Annotated in this window: 17 protein-coding genes; 6 read left to right on the forward strand and 11 right to left on the reverse strand. The window is 69.6% G+C overall.

Annotated features, from left to right (window positions below; translation table 11 throughout):
• Positions 1-129: 129 nt before the first annotated feature.
• The 7 genes from BKN37_RS18180 to BKN37_RS18210 form a co-directional block, all read right to left on the reverse strand.
• Entirely contained in the window at positions 130-1,158 is a 1,029-nt protein-coding gene (locus BKN37_RS18180; protein ID WP_071028383.1) for an aminotransferase class V-fold PLP-dependent enzyme, read from the reverse strand.
• 97 nt (positions 1,159-1,255) lie between these two features.
• The gene (gene ilvA, locus BKN37_RS18185; RefSeq protein WP_071028384.1) at positions 1,256-2,536 is read right to left on the reverse strand and encodes a threonine ammonia-lyase; all 1,281 of its coding nucleotides are present in this window, start codon (positions 2,534-2,536) and stop codon (positions 1,256-1,258) included.
• Positions 2,537-2,564: 28 nt separating this feature from the next.
• Positions 2,565-3,002 carry a nitroreductase family deazaflavin-dependent oxidoreductase gene (locus tag BKN37_RS18190; protein WP_071028385.1) on the reverse strand — a complete coding sequence of 146 codons (438 nt, stop codon included), beginning with the start codon at positions 3,000-3,002 and terminating at the stop codon, positions 2,565-2,567.
• Positions 3,003-3,016: 14 nt separating this feature from the next.
• Entirely contained in the window at positions 3,017-3,604 is a 588-nt protein-coding gene (locus BKN37_RS18195) for a hypothetical protein (RefSeq protein ID WP_071028386.1), read from the reverse strand.
• Positions 3,605-3,683: 79 nt separating this feature from the next.
• On the reverse strand, positions 3,684-4,235 hold the full coding sequence (locus BKN37_RS18200; RefSeq protein ID WP_071028387.1) for a DUF488 domain-containing protein: 552 nt from the start codon (positions 4,233-4,235) through the stop codon (positions 3,684-3,686).
• The gene (gene fadD11, locus BKN37_RS18205) at positions 4,232-6,043 is read right to left on the reverse strand and encodes a fatty acid--CoA ligase FadD11 (protein ID WP_071028388.1); all 1,812 of its coding nucleotides are present in this window, start codon (positions 6,041-6,043) and stop codon (positions 4,232-4,234) included. Before fadD11 ends, BKN37_RS18200 begins: the two co-directional genes overlap by 4 nt.
• A gap of 23 nt (positions 6,044-6,066) precedes the next feature.
• Positions 6,067-6,852: an enoyl-CoA hydratase/isomerase family protein gene (locus BKN37_RS18210; RefSeq protein ID WP_071028389.1), complete on the reverse strand. Its 786-nt coding sequence runs from the start codon at positions 6,850-6,852 to the stop codon at positions 6,067-6,069.
• Between the two features lie 99 nt (positions 6,853-6,951).
• Between BKN37_RS18210 and BKN37_RS18215 the strand changes: the two genes are divergently transcribed.
• Both BKN37_RS18215 and BKN37_RS18220 read left to right on the forward strand, forming a co-directional pair.
• Complete coding sequence (locus BKN37_RS18215; RefSeq protein ID WP_071028399.1) at positions 6,952-7,785, forward strand: class I SAM-dependent methyltransferase; 834 nt, start codon at positions 6,952-6,954, stop codon at positions 7,783-7,785.
• 84 nt (positions 7,786-7,869) lie between these two features.
• Positions 7,870-9,114 (forward strand): metal-dependent hydrolase family protein, encoded by a 1,245-nt coding sequence (locus tag BKN37_RS18220; RefSeq protein WP_071028390.1) that lies wholly within the window; start codon positions 7,870-7,872, stop codon positions 9,112-9,114.
• Here BKN37_RS18220 and BKN37_RS18225 read toward each other — a convergent pair.
• A complete protein-coding gene (locus BKN37_RS18225) occupies positions 9,087-9,473 on the reverse strand; it encodes a helix-turn-helix domain-containing protein (protein ID WP_071028391.1) in 387 nt (128 codons plus the stop codon). The genes BKN37_RS18220 and BKN37_RS18225 overlap by 28 nt on opposite strands.
• Positions 9,474-9,529: 56 nt before the next feature.
• Here BKN37_RS18225 and BKN37_RS18230 point away from each other — a divergent pair, with 56 nt between their 5' ends.
• Positions 9,530-9,994, forward strand: coding sequence for a PPOX class F420-dependent oxidoreductase (locus BKN37_RS18230; protein WP_071028392.1), 465 nt, complete (start codon positions 9,530-9,532; stop codon positions 9,992-9,994).
• A 133-nt stretch (positions 9,995-10,127) separates the two neighbouring features.
• A complete protein-coding gene (locus BKN37_RS18235) occupies positions 10,128-10,823 on the forward strand; it encodes a fasciclin domain-containing protein (protein ID WP_242657288.1) in 696 nt (231 codons plus the stop codon).
• Positions 10,824-10,852: 29 nt separating this feature from the next.
• Here the strand turns inward: BKN37_RS18235 and dnaE are convergent, their stop codons facing one another.
• Positions 10,853-14,392: a DNA polymerase III subunit alpha gene (gene dnaE / locus BKN37_RS18240; RefSeq protein WP_071028394.1), complete on the reverse strand. Its 3,540-nt coding sequence runs from the start codon at positions 14,390-14,392 to the stop codon at positions 10,853-10,855.
• A 168-nt stretch (positions 14,393-14,560) separates the two neighbouring features.
• Between dnaE and BKN37_RS18245 the strand changes: the two genes are divergently transcribed.
• Positions 14,561-15,322 (forward strand): methyltransferase domain-containing protein, encoded by a 762-nt coding sequence (locus tag BKN37_RS18245; RefSeq protein WP_071028395.1) that lies wholly within the window; start codon positions 14,561-14,563, stop codon positions 15,320-15,322.
• A gap of 67 nt (positions 15,323-15,389) precedes the next feature.
• On the opposite strand, the gene BKN37_RS18250 is transcribed toward BKN37_RS18245, so the two are convergent.
• Positions 15,390-16,313 (reverse strand): RluA family pseudouridine synthase, encoded by a 924-nt coding sequence (locus BKN37_RS18250; protein ID WP_071028396.1) that lies wholly within the window; start codon positions 16,311-16,313, stop codon positions 15,390-15,392.
• Between the two features lie 49 nt (positions 16,314-16,362).
• On the reverse strand, positions 16,363-16,935 hold the full coding sequence (gene lspA, locus BKN37_RS18255) for a signal peptidase II (RefSeq protein WP_071028397.1): 573 nt from the start codon (positions 16,933-16,935) through the stop codon (positions 16,363-16,365).
• A 42-nt stretch (positions 16,936-16,977) separates the two neighbouring features.
• Here lspA and BKN37_RS18260 point away from each other — a divergent pair.
• Positions 16,978-17,722, forward strand: a 745-nt coding sequence (locus BKN37_RS18260) for an asparaginase (protein ID WP_071028398.1), incomplete at its 3' end; no start/stop codon positions are given.

The raw sequence follows: 17,722 nt of genomic DNA on the forward strand, positions 1-17,722 counted from the left end.
GTCGAACGCGCCATCTCCAAACACTGCGCCAAAGGCACCATCGACCGCACCAACTACACAACCACCATCACCATCGAAATCCTCGACGGTTGACAACAAGCCGCAAACCTTAACTGCGCGGCATTGCGGTTAGAGCGCGTCGAGCAGTCGGTCAAGGTCGTCTTCGGTGTTGTAGAGGTGAAACCCGACGCGCAGGGCCCCGGCCCGCACCGACGCCCGGATCCCGGCCCGCTCCAGCTCCTCGGGCGTGCGGGCGGTGGGAATCGACACGATCGCCGACTCTACGGTGGGCAAGTCCAGTTCGGCGCGCAACCGATTCGCCAACCCGATCGTGTGCGCCTCGACCGCAGCCCGATCCAGCGCCGCGATCCACGGCAGCGACAGCCCGGCACCCAACACGGCGAACCACACCGGCGACGCATCGAATCGGCGGGCATCACCGGCCAGCCGCATCGGCAAACCATACAGCGACGACCACATGTCCTCGCTGGCAAAAGGATTCGCGGCGTGCGGCACCAACACGTCAGATATTCGCTCGCTCAACGCCATCCAGGCCACCCCGCGCGGCCCCAACAGCCACTTGTAGCCGGCCGCGACCGCGACGTCGGCCCAGGACAACTCGACGTTCTGCCAGCCCAACGCCTGCGTCGCATCGATCACCGTGGTGGTACCGGAGTCCGCGACGCAACGCCGCAACGCCGCGACGTCGAGCACCGCGCCGTCGGCGGACTGAACCAGGCTGGCGGCCGCCACGTCGAAGTCGCCGGCGGCGTCCTCGAATCTGCCGCGCGGCAGCTCGGTGACGGTGACGCCGCGACCGGCTTGCGCCGCGAACGGAAAGGTGACGCTGGTGAACTCGCCGGCCAGCGTCGCCACCCGGCTACCGTCCGGTATCGAGGCCGCGACCACCCCGAGGGCCGACGAGACGCTGCTGCTCATCGCCACCCGGCGCGCATCGACCCCGATCAGCGCTGCATAGGCGGAGCGGCTGGCGGCCATCGGCTGCGCGAACGCGCTCACCGTCAGCCGTCCCCGCTCCCAGGTGTCCAGGTGGTCGCGCAACGCGGAGGCGACAACCCGCGGCGGTAACCCGAAGGTCGGGGTGTCCAGGAAGCCTTCGGCGCCGACGAATTCCGCACCAAACGCCTCACGCACCACGTCACCACTCTCCCAGCCAAGTTGACTCTGCGTCCACCAGGCAGAAGTGCGAGTGGGGTGTCTGGTCAGCGCAGAGTCAACGCCAAAAGCCGCGCCGTTACAGCAGATACCGGTAGGCCGGGGAGCCCGGCTCCAGCCGTTCGACATGCACCCCGGACGTGTCCATCCGCGCCAGCAGCCCGTCGAGGTCGGCGGCCGACCCCAACTGCACGCCCACCAGCGCCTCCCCGGTCTCCCGGTTGTTGCGCTTGACGTACTCGAACAGCGTGATGTCGTCGTTGGGGCCGAGCACCTCGTCCAGGAAACGCCGCAGCGCGCCGGGCTCCTGCGGGAAGTCGACCAGGAAGTAGTGCTTGAGCCCCAGGTGCACCAGGGAGCGTTCCAGCACCTCCCCGTAGCGGGAGACGTCATTGTTGCCCCCGGAGATCAAACACACCACGGTGGATCCGGGCTCGACGTCGGATTCCAGCAGCCCGGCCACCGACAGCGCCCCGGCCGGCTCGGCGATGATGCCCTCGTTCTGGTACAGGTCGAGCATCGCGGTGCACACCGCGCCCTCGTCGACGGTGGTGACCGACACCATGTCGCCGGCCGCGGCCAGCGCGGCGTAGGTCAGCGTGCCGGCCCGCGCCACCGCCGCACCGTCGACGAACTGGTCGACGTGGTCCAGCGTCACCGGCTCGCCCGCGGCCAGCGCGGCGTTCATCGCGGCGGCGCCGGCCGGTTCGATGCCCAGCACCGCGGTGTTCTCGGTGCGCTCGGCCAGATACGTGGTGATCCCGGCGATGCACCCGCCACCGCCGACCGGGACCACCACCAGGTCGGGTTCCTCGTCGAGCTGGGCGAGCAGTTCGACGGCGACGGTGCCCTGCCCGGCCATGGTGCGCAGGTCGTCGTAGGGCGGCACCAGGGTGGCCCCGGTGCGCGCGACGTCGTCCAGGGCCGCCGCGGCCGCCAGGTCGTAGGTGGCTCCGCCGACGATCAGCTCGATGAACTCCCCGCCGTGGTAGCGGATCCGGTCCCGCTTCTGCTTGGGCGTTTTGGCCGGCACATACACCCGGCCGTGGATGCCCAACGCGCGGCACGCGTAGGCGAAGCCCTGCGCGTGGTTGCCCGCCGAGGAGCACACCACCCCGGCGGCGACCTCGTCCGGGGAAAGCTGCACCAGCAGGTTGTAGGCGCCGCGCAGCTTGTAGGACCGCACGGACTGCAGGTCTTCCCGTTTGAGATAGACCGTGGCGCCGGTGGCCGCCGAGAGCCGATCGCTTAGCTGCAGCGGGGTGGGCGTGACCACCCCGGCGATCCGCTTGGCCGCCGCGTCAATGTCGGCCGCGGACAGCGGCGCACCGTTCGGGGTCTCACGAGGTTCGGCGGACACCGGTTTATGGTGCCATCCACCTGGCAGTTCAGTGCACAGGGGTCAACACAAACACCGGAATCTGGCGATCGGTCTTGGTCTGGTAGTCGGCGTAGTCCGGGTAGGCGGCGACGGCGCGCTCCCACCACACCGCCTTCTCGTCACCGAAGACCTCGCGGGCGTCGTAGTCGCCGCTGACGGTGCCGTCCTGTAGCTCGACGCGCGGGTTCTTCTTGACGTTGTAGTACCACACCGGGTGTTTGGGGGCGCCACCCAGCGAGGCGACGATCGCGTACTGCCCGTCGTGCTCGACCCGCATCAGTGGGGTCTTGCGCAGTTTGCCGGTCTTGGCGCCCACGGTGGTCAACAAGATGACCGGCATGCCCCGCATGTCGGTGCCCTCGGTGCCGCCGGACGCCATGTACTTCTCGGCTTGTTCGCGGGACCAATCCAACGCGCTGGGCGCATATTCTCCGGAAAGTGGCATACCGACCAGGGTAGCTACTGGTCGAGTTTGTCGCCCTGCAGGTTGTATCGCGGGTTGGCGTGGCCGCGCGGCCCCTTCACGTCTACCTGGATGTAGGGCTGGTCGTCCGGCCGCGCCACCAGCGGATAGGTGATGATCACCGCGGTTGCCGCCGCCTGATCGATCCCGGACTGTTCGGGCGCCGAGCCGATGACCTTGGCAATGACCTGCGGGTCCAGGTCGGTGCGCTGGAAGGTGTTCTGTTCCAGCGCGCCCGGGTCGCTGCCGGTCAGATCCACCGGGGCCGGGTTATCGACGGTCGCCGTGCCGCGGCGGTACACGTACTCGTCGACATTCGCCGGCTGGTTGGGGTCCACCACCTGCATGATCAGCGACGACGGGTTGATCGACACCTGAATAACGCCGTAGTGCGGCGCACCGACCTTGGTGTCGATCGCAGTGAACCCGGCGCCGATGTAGTCGGCGTCCATCGTCTCGGACTCCGACGTTGCGCTCGGGTGGAGGTGACGGATCGCCGACGACGCCGCCTTACCGGAGCACCCAGCGAACGTCAGCGTGGCGATCACCGCCAGGCCGATGACAATGGGGGCACGCAGCGACATCGGGCATCTCCTTGAGCGATAGATCCAGCCAGCCCGAGTGGGCGCCCGAACAGTAGCACCCGCCGACCCCGGCACGGCATCAGGTGGCCGACGGTAACTCGTCGTACACCAACACATCACCGTCGACCCGCGCCTCGGCGGTCGGTCGATGGGGACGCAGTTTCCCGTCGTGCATGAGGTGGCGCACCTCGACGTCGCGCACCCGGGTGAGGTAGTCGGCGATCAGTTTGCGATGGCAGCGCCACCACACCGTCTCGGCGCACATCACCGCGACCTGCTGCTCGGCCGCGGCCTGCAGCAGGTCATCGATGCCGGCCCGGAACTCCGGGCTGCGCATGTACCCGGCGTAGGCGCGAAACGAATCGTTGCGCAACCCGACGTCCGGGCTGTCGGCCTGCACGCGGCGCCAGCCCCCCAGGCGGGGTTCCCACCGGTAGCCGATCCCGGCCTCGGGCAGCCAGCGCGCCATGGCTTCGCGGGCGGAGTCCGGATTGCGCCGGCTGCCCGGGGCCGTGCGCACGTCCACCAGCTGCTCGACGCCGGCGCCGTGCAGCAGCGATGCGATCTGGGCGGCGTCGGCGGTGCCGTGACCGAAGGTGAAAACCGTTGGTGTCGTTGCTTTTCCCTTCACACCGAGGGGGTGGGCTCGTGTACCTGCGGGCCCGGTTCGGCTGCGTAGAGTTCCTCGATCTCGGTGGCGTACTTGGCCGAAATCGGTCGGCGTTTGAGCTTCATCGTCAGGGTCACCTCGTCGCCGCCCGGCTCCCACAGGGTCGGCAGCACCCGGAAGCGTTTGACCTGCTCCACCCGCGACAGCTTGGCGTTGCCGTCGGCCACCCCGGCGGCGATCTGCGCGATCACGCCCGGGTCGGCGGCCAGCGCCGCCGGCGAGGCATCCGAGAGTCCGTGCCGGGCGGCGTAGGGGCCGACCGAGTCCGCGTCAAACACCATCAGCGCCGTGTTGTACGGGCGGGAGTCGCCGATGGTGACCATCGCCCCGATCAGCGGGCAGGCAGCCAGGATGGCGTTTTCGATATTGGCCGGCGACATGTTCTTACCGGCGGCGTTGATGATCAACTCCTTCTTGCGGTCGACCACCCGCAGGTAGCCGTCGCCGTCTTGCTCCAGGATGTCGCCGGTGTGCAGCCACCCGTCGGCGTCGATGGCCTCGGCGGTCTTGCCCGGGTCCTTGCGGTAGCCCCGCATGACCAGCGGTCCGCGCACCAGGAACTCGCCGTCCTCGGCGATCCGGGCCTGGAGGCCCGGCAGCAATTTGCCGACGGTGCCCAGCCGCGCGTCGCGGGGATGGGTGGTGGAGGCCACACAACTCAGCTCCGACATTCCCCACACCTCGCAGATCGGGATGCCGATGCCGGCGAAAAAGCCCAGGGTTTCCTTGGGGATCGGCGCCGCCCCGGACACCGCCCAGCGCAGCTCGTCCAACCCCAGCTTGGCCCGCAGTTTCGACAACACCAGCTCGTCGGCGGTGACCCATTCCGCGGCGACATCGTCGGGTACCGATTGACCGGCGATCAGCGCCGCGGACCGTTTCGCGCCGATCGCCAGCGCCCACTGCAACGCCAGCCGGCGGTCCTCGTCGGGCTCGTTGTCGGCCGCGAATTCGATTGCCGCCTTGAGCTTCTCCCAGACCCGCGGCACCGCCCCCCAGATGGTGGGCCGCACGTCGGGCAGCGCCGCGGCGATCGCCCGCACGTCGGGAACCACGGTGACCTGCACCCCGAAGACCTCCTGGTTGTACAGCGCCATCGCCCGGTCGGCGATGTGCGCCGACGGCAGGTAGGAGGTGATGCGGTCCCCGAACTGGACGCCCAGCACCGCGTTCAGCGCATTGGCTTCGAAAAGCAGGTTGGTGTGCGTCATCTCGACGCCCTTGGGGTTTCCGGTGGTGCCCGACGTGTAGATCAGCGTGATGATGTCGTCGGGCTGCACCGCCCGCCAGGTGGCGTCGAAATCGAAATCGCGTGCGCCCGCGGCGATCAGGTCGTCCACCGAAAGCGCACCGGCCGGCGCGCCGTCGATGCACACGATGTGTTCGATGGCCGCGCCGCTGGCGCGGATCCGGTCGACGTATTGCTCCTCGCAGATCACCACCCGGGTGCCGGCGTTGGTGAACAAGTAGTGCAGCTGCTCGGCGGGCAGGGTGTTGTACACCGAGAACGAGGTGGCCCCGACGTGTTGCGCACCCACCTCCAGCGGATAGAACTCGACCCGGTTGGCCATCATCAGCGACACCGTGTCACCGCGGGTGACCCCCAGGCCCGCCAGCCCGGCCGCGACCCGACGCACCTGCGCCGCATACTCCCGCCAGGTCAAGGTCTGGGTGTCGCCCACCGTCCGCACCGCCACGGCGTCCGGGTCGATCGCGGCGGTGCGCTGAAACGCCTCGCACAGGGTGGCCGGCCGTTCGGGTGTGGTCATCTCGGTTCTCCTCTCGCGATGGCTCAGCGGCGGCGGACGCGCTGCAGATACGCGGTGGCGGCGTCGCGTGACTCGGGGTCGTGCACGGCGGTGACCAGACCGTCGGCGTCGCTCCAACTGCGCGCCGGCGCGACCATACCGTCGGTCACCGCGTTGGTGTGGCGTTTAGTCACCGACAACGTCAACGCGGACTTGGTGATCAGCTGCGCCACCAGCCGCTCCACCGTGTCGTCGAGGTCGGCGGCGGCCACCACCCGGTTGATGAACCCGGCCGCCCTGGCTTCCTCGGCCCCGAACGGACGGCAGGTCATCACCAATTCCTTGGTGAGCGCCGGACCGATCTCGCGCACCAACCGCGGGATGCCGCCCCAGGCCAGCGGGATGCCGAGGTCGACCTCGGGGATGGCGAACCGGGTGGTGTCGGCGGCTACCCGCAGATCGCAGGCCGCCGCCAGCACCAGTCCGCCGCCGACGCAGTGGCCGTGCAGTCGCGCGATGGTCACCGCCCGCATGGCCTCGATGGCGTCGGCCATGCGTCGGCCCGCATCGGCCGCCTCCCGCAGGGCGGCGGCGTCGGCGGCGGGGCCGACGAACGCGGCCAGATCCGCGCCGGCCGAAAACGCCCGACCGTTGCCGGCGATGACCACGACCTTCACCTCGGGTCGGGCGTCGAACCAGCGGGCCGCGGTGACCAGCTCCTGGAGTGTCTGTGTGCTCAGCGGGTTGAGCTTGTCCGGCCGGTTCAGCGTGATCGCGCCGCGCGGACCATCGGCCACCACCTCGACGGTGGTCGCCTCATGCAACTCCATGCCTGCGACGGTAGCTGCGCCACCGCCGCCGCGGTGAACGATTGCGGTGGTCTGTTCAGTCCGCTTTGGCAGCGCACCGCGTCGAGTACCTTCGCCGACATGCCCATCGCCGTCACCGACTTCACCCCCGTCGAACAAACCGCGTTTTTGACCGAGTACGCCCGCGCGCTGGACAGCCGCTGGCCGCGGCCAATCCTCGGTGACCCGCTGGCCGACGAGATCGTCGCGCAGATCGACTACGACTTCGCCGGACTGGGCGTGCCGTCCAGTGTGGTGTGCCAGTCGGCGTTGCGCGCCAAGATGCTCGACGACCGGGTGCGCGCTTTCATCCGCCAACATCCCGACGCCGTCGTGGTGGACCTGGGTGCGGGCCTGGACACCGGCATGCAGCGGGTCAACCCACCGGCCACCGTCGACTGGTACAGCGTCGACCTCCCGCACGTGATTGCGCTGCGCTACCAGGTGGTGCCCGCCACCGCGCGGGCGCACTCGGTGGCGGCGTCGGTGGCCGCCACGGACTGGACGGACGCCATTCCGGCCGACCGGCCCACCATGGTGATCGCCGACGGGCTGTTCGCGTTCTTACCCGAAACGGTGATCGCCGGGTTGTTCCGCCACATCACCGACCATTTCGGTTCCGGGGAGCTGGCGTTCAACGACTACGGCCGCATCGGCTGGTTCAGCCGGGTCGCGGTCAAGCTGGCCCCGCAGAAGATGTTCAGCGCGGTCGGCAGCCAGTGGGGTTATCCCGGGTTCAAGGACGCCCACCATCCGCAGACCTGGAATCCGCGGCTGTCGCTGGTCGAGGAGGCCAGCCTGGCGCACGCCCCCGAGGTGGAGCTGTTCCCGGGCTGGGTTCGGGTGGCCACCAGGCTGTCCGGCCGGTTCGCGGCGTCGGCCCGCAAGGCGCGGATCCTGCGTTACACGTTCTGACGCGCGCCGAGATCGACGCCAACGTGATCGGCACTCGACGTTTTCCGCGTTACCGTGGATCTCGAGGCCGGAAGGGCGACGACGATGGCAACGATTCTGATCACGGGCGCCGACGTCTGGGACGGGCTCGCGGACCGGGCCCGCCCCCGGCAGGTGCTGGTCGTCGACGGCCGCATTCAACGGGTCGCCGACACCATCGAGGCACCCGCGGGCGCCGAGTCCATCGACCTGTCCGGGCACACGCTGACACCCGGATTCATCGACTGCCACACCCACATCGCGGTGATCCCGCCGGTCAGCGCGGCGCTGGCCGGCGACTCCAGTACCGCCAAGGCCCTGAAGGCGCTGCCGGTGCTGCGGGCCCTGCTGCGCAACGGGTTCACCACCATCCGCGACCTGGGCTGCGGGGACCTGGACTATCCGACGATCGATCTGCGCGACGCGGTGGCGGCGGGCCTGGTCGAGGGTCCGCGGATATTGGTTGCGCCGCACATGATTTCCGCGCGCGGCGGCCACGGCGACTTCAGCGGATTCCTCGCCGGCCAGTATCAGGGCCCGTCCCGGCCCCTGGAGCTGGCGGCGGCCGATGGCTGCGACGAGATCCGCACCCGGGTGCGTCAGGAGATCCGCGCCGGCGCCGACTGGATCAAGTTCGCCGCCACCGGGGGCTTCGCCTCACCCTCCGACGATCCCGGGCGGGCCACCTACAGCCAGGAAGAGATGGACGCGCTGGTCGCCACGGCGGCCGACCTCGGGGTCCCGGCCACCCCGCATAGCTACGGCGACGAAGGTATCCAACGCGCGGTGCGGGCCGGGGTGCGCAGCATCGAGCACGGCAACCTCGCCTCGGCCGAGACGCTGCGCATGATGGAAGACGCCGACGTGTTCCTGGTGCCGACCCAGTACGCGATCCTGTCCGGTGCCCGGCGCACCCCAGAGGATCCGCTGTGGGCGGCGGCCCCGGACTATGTGCGCCGCAAGGTGGACAAATATCGCGCCGGGCTGTTGGACGCCGCCGACCGGCTGGCCGCCAGCGAGGTGCGGATCGCGTTCGGCACCGACGCCGGCATGTTCCCGCATCACGAAAACTGGCGGGAGTTCGGCATGATGGTGTCCACCGGCATCACCCCGCTGCGCGCCCTGCAAGCCGCCACCAGCACGGCCGCCGACCTGCTGCAGCTGCCCGACGTCGGCGTGATCGCCGAAGGCAAGCTCGCCGACCTGATCGCCATGCCCGGCGACCCGTTCACCGATATCGAGGTCACCGGCCGGGTCGACTTCGTGATGAAGGCCGGGGTGGTCTACGAACGCCCGGGGACTGCGGTGTGAATGCCGCAGGTGCAGTCGTCGATCGACGGGCAGGTGCAGCGCATGCCCCACTCGATGACCGCCCTGGCCCGGGCCAGTGACCGCATCTGGGCGTCGATCTCGGCGAGTTTGGCCTGCGCGAGTGCGCGGCTGGCGGGTCGGCCGGGCACGTCGTCGGCGAACAGCAGCTGGATCTCGTGCAGCGCGAACCCGGCGGTCTTGCACAGCCCGATCACCTCGAGTCGGGTCAGGACCGCGTCGTCGTAGCGGCGCTGACCACCCACCCGGGCCGGCGGCGGGACCAGGCCGATCTGCTCGTAGTAGCGCAACGTGGTCGCCGCGACCCCGGTGCGGTGGGCGACCTCGCCGATGGTCAGCATCCGCTCCCCCGATCAAGACTTGACTTAGAGTCAACTCTAAGTCGTTTCCTGGGGCAATGCGCCGACTCGACACGCTGCCCGACGCCCGCTACGCCCTGCTGCGCTCCTTCCGTGGCGACGGCACCCCGGTGGACACCCCGGTCTGGTTCGCGCTGGACGGCAACGCGGTGGTTTTCCGCACCAAGGTGGGCCCCAAGACGCGGCGCCTGGCGCGGCGACCCGAGGTGCAGCTGACCGCCTGCGACTACCGGGGCCGGGTCCGCGCCGGCGCGAAACGCTATCCGGGTCGGGCCAGCGTGCTGTCGGGAGCCGCGGCCCAGCGCGCCAACCGGATCCTGCACGACCGGTACGGCTGGCAGTGGAACACCGTGCCGCTGATCAAGATCCCGGGCGTGACCAACGTGCACCAAAACCTGTCCGTTCGCGACAAGCTGCGGCGGGCCCGCACCCGCACGGTCTGGCCCGACAGCGTCATCGTCCGGGTGGAGCTGCAAGGGCCCGCCGGCCCGCCAACGTGCTGACCCGTGCAACCGCCCGCGAACCGGCAAAAGTGCAGGTCAGCACCCCGATAGCCGCGTCGGCGGCGCGGTGTGCCTTTGCCGTGGGGTGATCGCTGCCCTTAACATGCGATTCAACCTGACGAAGGAGCCGACATTGAAGACTCGCGCCAGCAAGGCATTGGGGGCGGCCGCGGTCGCCGCGGTCGCGGCGTCGCTGCCGCTCGCCATCAACGCGTCCGCGGACCCGGAGCCCACCCCCGTCGCGCAGATCCCCGACCCGCAGGGGCCGGGCTGTGACGCCTTCAAGTCGGCGGTGCCGAACTGGAAGGACCTCAACAACCACCCGGTGGGCACCGCGCTGGCCAGCATCCCCGACATCTCGACGTTCAACTCGCTGATCGCGGGCGGGGTCAACCCCAACGCCAACATCGTCCCGGTGATCGAAAACGGCCCGTACGTGGTGTTCGCCCCCTCGAACGCGGCGTTCGCCGCCATGGCGCCCGGCCAGTTCGACGCGCTCAAGGCGTCCAGCGTGGAGGCGCTGACCAAGTTCGGGTACTACCACGTGTTCCTGGGCCTGCTGGGCCCCGACAACGTGCACGGGACGCGGCCCACCCAGGACGGCGCGCCGATCAAGGTGACCGGTAAGGGCGGCGACATCGTGGTGAACGACACCGCCAAGGTGGTCTGCGGCGGCATCCAGGCCAGCGATGCGCGGATCTACATCATCGACGGGGTGCTGGATCCCGCGCAGGCGCCGGCCGCACCCGCCCCGCCGGGCGCGGCCACCACCACCACGTCGGCGGCGGCGTCGGCGGAGACGCCGGCGGCACCGCCCCAGGGCACTTAACCGACGGTCGCGTCCCGGCCTGGGCCCGGCTAGCCGCCCAGGCAGCCCGGCCCCAGCAGGGCCTTCAGGTCACCCATCAGCGCCGAGGACGGGGTGACCCGCAGCGAGGAGTCCAGCTCCAGCACGGTCACCCGATCGCCGCTGATCAAGCGCAGGTGCACCTGGGAGGTGCCCGGATGCCGGGCCAGCACCTGTTTGAGCGCGGTCACCTTGTCCAGGGTGCATTGCCGGGTCGGCAGGCTGACCGCCAGCGGCCGATCCGCCTGGGCGCCGGAGAAGTCCGGCACCACCAGTTCGTTGGCGATCAGCGAGATCCGGTCGTCGCGGATCGCCACCTTGGCGCTGACCAGTACCACGGCGTCGTCGGCGATTTCGGCGCCGTAGGCCGAATAGGTGTGCGGGAAGAACATCACCTCGATGCCACCGGTGAGGTCCTCCAACTGCGCTGAGGCCCACGGCATGCCGTTCTTGTTGACCCGTCGGTTCACCGAGGCCAGGATGCCCCCCACCCGCACCTGGGTGTCGTTGGCGACGTCGCCGTCCAGGATCGCCGGGATGGCGGTGTCGACCTGGGTGGCCAGCAGGTGCGCGATGCCGTTGAGCGGATGCCCGGATACGTACAGCCCCAGCATCTCCCGCTCCAGGGCGAGTTTGTGTTTGTCTTCCCACTCCTCGTCGGGCACCTTGATGGTGAACACCGCGTCGGCGCCGGCAGCGTCGCCGTCGGCCCCGCCGAACAGGTCGAACTGGCCCATCGCCTCGGCCTTCTTGGTGCCCAGCACCGAGTCCACCGCATCGGTGTGCACCAGGAACAGCCCCTTGCGGGGGTGCCCCAGCGAGTCGAAGGCTCCGGCTTTGATCAGCGACTCGGTGACCTTCTTATTGCAGGCCGCGATGTCGACCTTGTTCAGGTAATCGGAGAAGTCGGTGAATTTACCCTTCTGCGTGCGGGTTTCGATCAGCGAGCCGACGACGTTGGCGCCGACGTTGCGTACCGCGCCCAGCCCGTAGCGGATGTCGGTGCCCACCGACGCGAAGTTCAGGCCGGATTCGTTGACATCGGGCGGCAGCACGGTGATCCCGAGCCGGCGGCAGTCGGCCAGATACACCGCGGCCTTGTCCTTGTCGTCACCCACCGACGTCAGCAGCCCGGCCATGTACTCCGCCGGGTAGTTGGCCTTCAGGTAGGCCGTCCAGTACGACACCAGCCCGTATCCGGCGGCGTGCGATTTGTTGAACGCGTAGCCGGCGAACGGAAGGATGGTGTCCCACAACGCTTTGACGGCGCGTTCGGAAAACCCGTTGGCCGTCATCCCCTCGTAGAAGCCCTTGTATTCGGCTTCCAGCACCTCCAGCTTCTTCTTACCCATGGCCTTGCGCAGCGCGTCGGCCTTGCCCATCGTGTACGAGGCGACCTTCTGCGCGATGAACATGATCTGCTCTTGATAGACGATCAGGCCGTAGGTTTCCGACAGGATCTCGCGCAGCGGCTCCTCGAGCTCGGGATGGATGGGTTTGATGGCCTGGCGGTTGTTCTTGCGGTCGGCGTAGTCGTTGTGGGCGTTCATGCCCATCGGGCCGGGCCGATACAGCGCCAGCACGGCGACGATGTCGTTGAACTCGGTGGGCTGCATGCGCCGCAGCAGGTCCCGCATGGGGCCACCGTCAAGCTGGAAGACCCCCAGGGTGTCGCCGCGGCCCAGGAGCTCATAGGTGGCCGGATCGTCGAACGGCAGCGAATCCAGATCCAGGTCGATGCCCCGGTTGGCCTTGATGTTCTCCAGGCAGTCGCCGATGATCGTCAGGTTGCGCAGCCCGAGGAAGTCCATCTTCAGCAGGCCGATTTCTTCACACGACGGGTAGTCCCAGCCGGTGATGATCGCCCCGTCCTGCGGGCGTTTCCACAGCGGGATGGCGTCGATGAGCGGCTCGGAGCTCATGATCACCGCGCAGGCGTGTACGCCGGCGTTGCGGACCAGGCCCTCCAGGCCGCGCGCGGTCTCGTAGATGGTGCGCACATCCGGATCGGTGTCGATCAGGCCGCGGACTTCGGCCGCTTCCTTGTACCGCTCGTGATTCGGGTCGGTGATGCCCGACAGCGGAATGTCCTTGGCCATGATCGGCGGCGGCAGCGCCTTGGTGATCCGGTCGGCGATCGCGAACCCGGGCTGCCCGTAGTGCACGCGGGCCGAATCCTTCAGCGCCGCCTTGGTTTTAATGGTGCCGAAGGTGATCACCTGGGCGACCCGGTCACTGCCCCACTTGTCGGCGGCGTAGCGGACCATCTCGCCGCGGCGGCGGTCGTCGAAGTCGATGTCGATATCGGGCGCCGACGGCCGCTCCGGGTTGAGGAAGCGCTCGAACAGCAGCCCGTGCGGGATCGGGTCGATGTTGGTGATCCCCAGGGCATAGGCCACCAGGGACCCGGCCGCCGAACCCCGGCCCGGGCCCACCCGGATGTTGATCGAGCGCGCGTAGTTGATCAGGTCCGCCACGATCAGGAAGTAGGACGGGAACCCCTTGCCGCAGATGACGTCGATCTCGTACTCGGCGCGTTCGGTGTACGCCGTCGGCACACCCGCCGGAAAGCGGCGGTCCAGACCCGCGCGCACCTCGTGGCGCAGCCAGGACCCCTGGTCGTGGCCGTCGGGAACCGGGAACACCGGCATCCGGTCGCGCGGCGCCCACACGTCGGCGTAGGAGGACACCCGTTCGGCGATCAGCAGGGTGGAGTCGCAGGCGCCGGGGACCTGGTCGTCCCACAGCGCGCGCATCTCGGCGGCGGATTTGAGGTAGTAGCCGTCGCCGTCGAACTTGAACCGGTTGGGGTCCGACAGCGTCTTGCCGGTCTGCACGCACAGCAGCGCCTCGTGGCTGTGCGCGGCCTCCCGTGTGACGTAGTGGCAGTCGTTGGTGGCCAGCGGCGGAATGTCCAGCTTGCGGGCGATCTCCAGCAAACCGTCCCGCACCCGCTGCTCGATGGACAGCCCGTGGTCCATCAGCTCCAGGAAGTAGTTGTCGGGCCCGAAGATCTCCCGCCACTTGGCGGCCGCTTCCAGTGCCTCGCGGTAGTGGCCCAGCCGCAGCCGGGTCTGCACCTCCCCGGACGGGCAGCCGGTGGTGGCGATGATGCCCTCGGCGTGCTCGGCGACCAGCTCCGCGTCCATCCGCGCCCATTTGCCCAGCTGACCCTCGAAGGAGGCCAGCGAGGTCAGCTTGAACAGGTTGCGCAGGCCGGTCGCGTTCTCGGCGACCATGGTCAGGTGGGTGTAGGCCCCGGAGCCGGACACGTCGTCGCTCTTCTGGCCGGGATCACCCCACTGGATGCGGCGGGTATCAAAGCGGGAACCCGGCGCGACGTAGGCCTCCACCCCGATGATCGGCGTGATCCCGGCTTTGGTGGCCGCGTTGTAGAACTCGCTGGCCCCGAACATGTTTCCGTGGTCGGTCATGCCGATGGCCGGCATGTCCAGCCGCTGCGCCTCGGCCAGCATCGGGGTGATCTTCGCCGCGCCGTCCAGCATCGAGTACTCGGTGTGGTTATGCAGGTGAACGAACGAAGATCCCATAGGACCGCCAGTCTATGACCGGGGGCCGACACGGTCCGGGCGTGTCGGTGCCCGTGTCTCGGCGGTCGGTGTGCTCGGCTGCGCCGAACGTGCGTCCACGGCGAGATTTCCCGCGGATTTCCGCCACCGGTGCACGCTCGGCGTTCCGGTTCGTCGACAATGCCAACCATGGCTCGAAGCTTCGACGACCTGCTGGACGAGGCCGCCGCGGCGCCGGTGGAGGGCTGGGACTTCTCCTGGCTGGACGGCCGCGCCACCGAGCAGCGCCCGTCGTGGGGCTATCAGCGGCTGCTGCGCCAGCGGCTGGCCGGCGTGTCGGCCGCGGTGGACCTGCACACCGGCGGCGGCGAGGTGCTGGCCGGCGCGCAGCCGTTTCCGCCCACCATGGCCGCCACCGAGTCCTGGCCGCCGAACGCGGCCCGGGCCACCGAGCTGCTGCACCCGCGCGGCGTGGTGGTGGTCGCGACCCGCGACGAGCCGCCGCTGCCGTTCGCCGACGACGCGTTCGACCTGGTCACCAGCCGGCACCCCAACGCGGTGTGGTGGACCGAGATCGCCCGCGTGCTGCGCCCGGGCGGGCGTTACTTCGCGCAACACGTCGGGCCGCTCTCGGGCCTCGAGCTGGCCGAGTTCTTCCTGGGACCCCAGCCGTCGGCGCCCGGAACCCGCCACCCCGACGCCGAGACCGCGCAGGCCCGCGCCGCCGGCCTGGACATCGTGGACGTGCGGATGGAGCGGCTGCGGATGGAGTTCTTCGACGTCGGCGCCGTTGGCTACTTCCTGCGCAAGGTGATCTGGATCGTGCCGGGTTTCACCGTCGAGCGGTATCGCCGGCGGCTGCGGGAGCTGCACGACCGCATCCAGGCCGACGGGCCGTTCGTCGCGCATTCCACCCGGGTGCTGTTCGAGGCGCGCCTGCCGGCGCACTGACTCTGCGCTGAGGGCGCGACCTACTCGCACTTTGTCGCCCTGAGCGCAGAGTCAACGACAAAATCAATCAGCCCCGCAGCACGTCCAATGCGTGTTGCAGATCGGCCGGATACGGGCTGGTGATCTCCATCTGCCGGCCATCGCCGGGATGGGTGAAGGCCAGCGACCGAGCGTGCAGCCATTGCCGTTCCAGGCCCAGCTTTTTCGCCAGTTTCGGGTCGGCGCCGTAGGTCAGATCGCCGCAGCACGGGTGGTGCAGCGCAGAGAAGTGCACCCGAATCTGGTGGGTGCGTCCGGTTTCCAGGTGCACGTCGAGCAGGCTGGCCGCGACGAACGCTTCGATGGTGTCGTAGTGGGTGAGGCTGTGCCGGCCGTGCGCGGTCACCGCGAACTTCCAGTCGTGGCTGCGGTGCCGGCCGATCGGGGCGTCGATGGTGCCGCTGGACGGGTCCGGATGTCCTTGCACCAGAGCGTGATAGCGCTTGTCGACGGTGCGCTGCTTGAACGCCCGCTTGAGCGCGGTGTAGGCGCGATCGGACAGCGCCACCACCATCACCCCCGAGGTGCCGACGTCGAGGCGGTGCACGATGCCCTGCCGCTCGTGGATCCCGGAGGTGGTGATCCGGTAGCCGGCGGCCGCCAAGCCGCCCAGCACCGTCGGCCCCGACCACCCCACCGACGCGTGGGCCGCCACCCCCGCGGGTTTGTCGACCGCGACGAGGTCGTCGTCGGAGTACAGCACCGTCATGCCCTCGATTTCGACCGGCGTGTTCTCCAGCGGCGCCGGCGCGTCGGGCAGCCGCACCTGCAGCCAGGCGCCGGCGGCCAGCCGATCCGATTTGCCGGCCCGCACCCCGTCCAGCTCGACGTCGCCGTCTTCGGCCAGCGCCGCGGCGGCGGTGCGCGACAGCCCCAGCAGCCGCGCCAACCCGGCGTCCACCCGCATGCCCGCCAGCCCCTCGGGGATGGGCATCGACCGGTCGCCAGCCATCAGCGCCGCTCCTCCCCATCGCGCCGCTCTGTATCGTCGCCGGCGCGCATCAGGCTTGTTCGTCCAGGCTGCGCCGGCCGACGCTGTCGAAGTCGAAGCCGAACAGCGACAACGCGACCAGCAGGATGGCCCCGCCGACCACCGACGGGTCGGCGACGTTGAACACCGGCCACCAGCCGATCGACAAGAAGTCCACCACGTGCCCGCGCAGCGGCCCGGGCGAGCGGAAGAACCGGTCGACCAGGTTGCCCATCGCGCCGCCGAGGATCATGCCCAGGCCGATCGCCCACCACGGCGACACCAGCCGGCGTCCCATCCAGAAAATGCCGCCCACGACGGCGCTGGCGATCACCGTCAACACCCAGGTGTAGCTGGTGGCCATCGAGAAGGCCGCCCCGGAATTGCGCACCAGGGTCCAGGTGACCGTGTCGCCGATGATCGACACCGGCTGGCCCGGGGTCAGCAGCTTGACGGCGAGCACCTTGGTGACGATGTCGAGCGACAACACCACCGCCGCGACCGAGAGCAGCAGGCGCAGCTGTCGTCGCGGCGCCGGGCCGGGTTCGTCGACAGCCCCGGTCGCTGTCACCGGTTCGGTCGAGCCGGTTGGTTCGTCAGTCACTCCTCCATCATTCCCTACCGCCGATGGGCGATGATGGCCCCCATGAGCCGCCTTGCCGTGGTCACCACCGGCGGAACGATCGCCACCAGTCGCGATGACGCCGGGGTCCGACGCCCCACCCGCAGCGGCGCCGATCTGGTCGCCGGGCTGGCTCCGGGCGGCCTCGACGTCGAGGTCGTGGACGTGCTGGCGCTCGACAGCTCCCAACTGGTGCCAACCGATTGGGAGCGGATCGCGGCGGCGGTGCAGGCGGCGGTGGACGACGGCGTCGACGGGGTGGTCGTCACGCACGGCACCGACACCTTGGAGGAGACGGCGCTGTGGCTGGACCTCGGCTATTGCGGCCGGGCGCCGGTGGTGATCACCGGCGCCCAACGCGGCGCGGACGCCCCCGACGCCGACGGCCCGCGCAACCTGGCCGACGCGCTGACCGCGGCGGCCAGCCCGGCCGCCGCGGGCCTGGGGGTGCTGGTGTGTTTCGCCGGCCGGGTGTGGCAACCGTGGGGCCTGTCCAAGGCGGCCACCGAGGATCTCACCGGGTTCGTCGGGGACCGTCTCGGCGGCGTCGCCGACGGCCAGCTGACCGTGACCGGGGCGAAAACCCGGCCCGAGCTGGGTGCCCTGGGCGCGGCGCCACGGGTGGACATTGTCGCGTTGTACGCCGGCGCCGACGCGGTGGCGCTAGACGCCTGCGCGGCCGCCGGTGCCCGCGGGGTGGTGCTGGAGGCGTTGGGCGCCGGCAACGCGCCGGCGGCCGTCATCGACGCGGTGCGTCGCCACTGCGCCG

This window comes from Mycobacterium talmoniae (genome assembly GCF_001854525.1).
Classification (GTDB): Bacteria; Actinomycetota; Actinomycetes; order Mycobacteriales; family Mycobacteriaceae; genus Mycobacterium; species Mycobacterium talmoniae.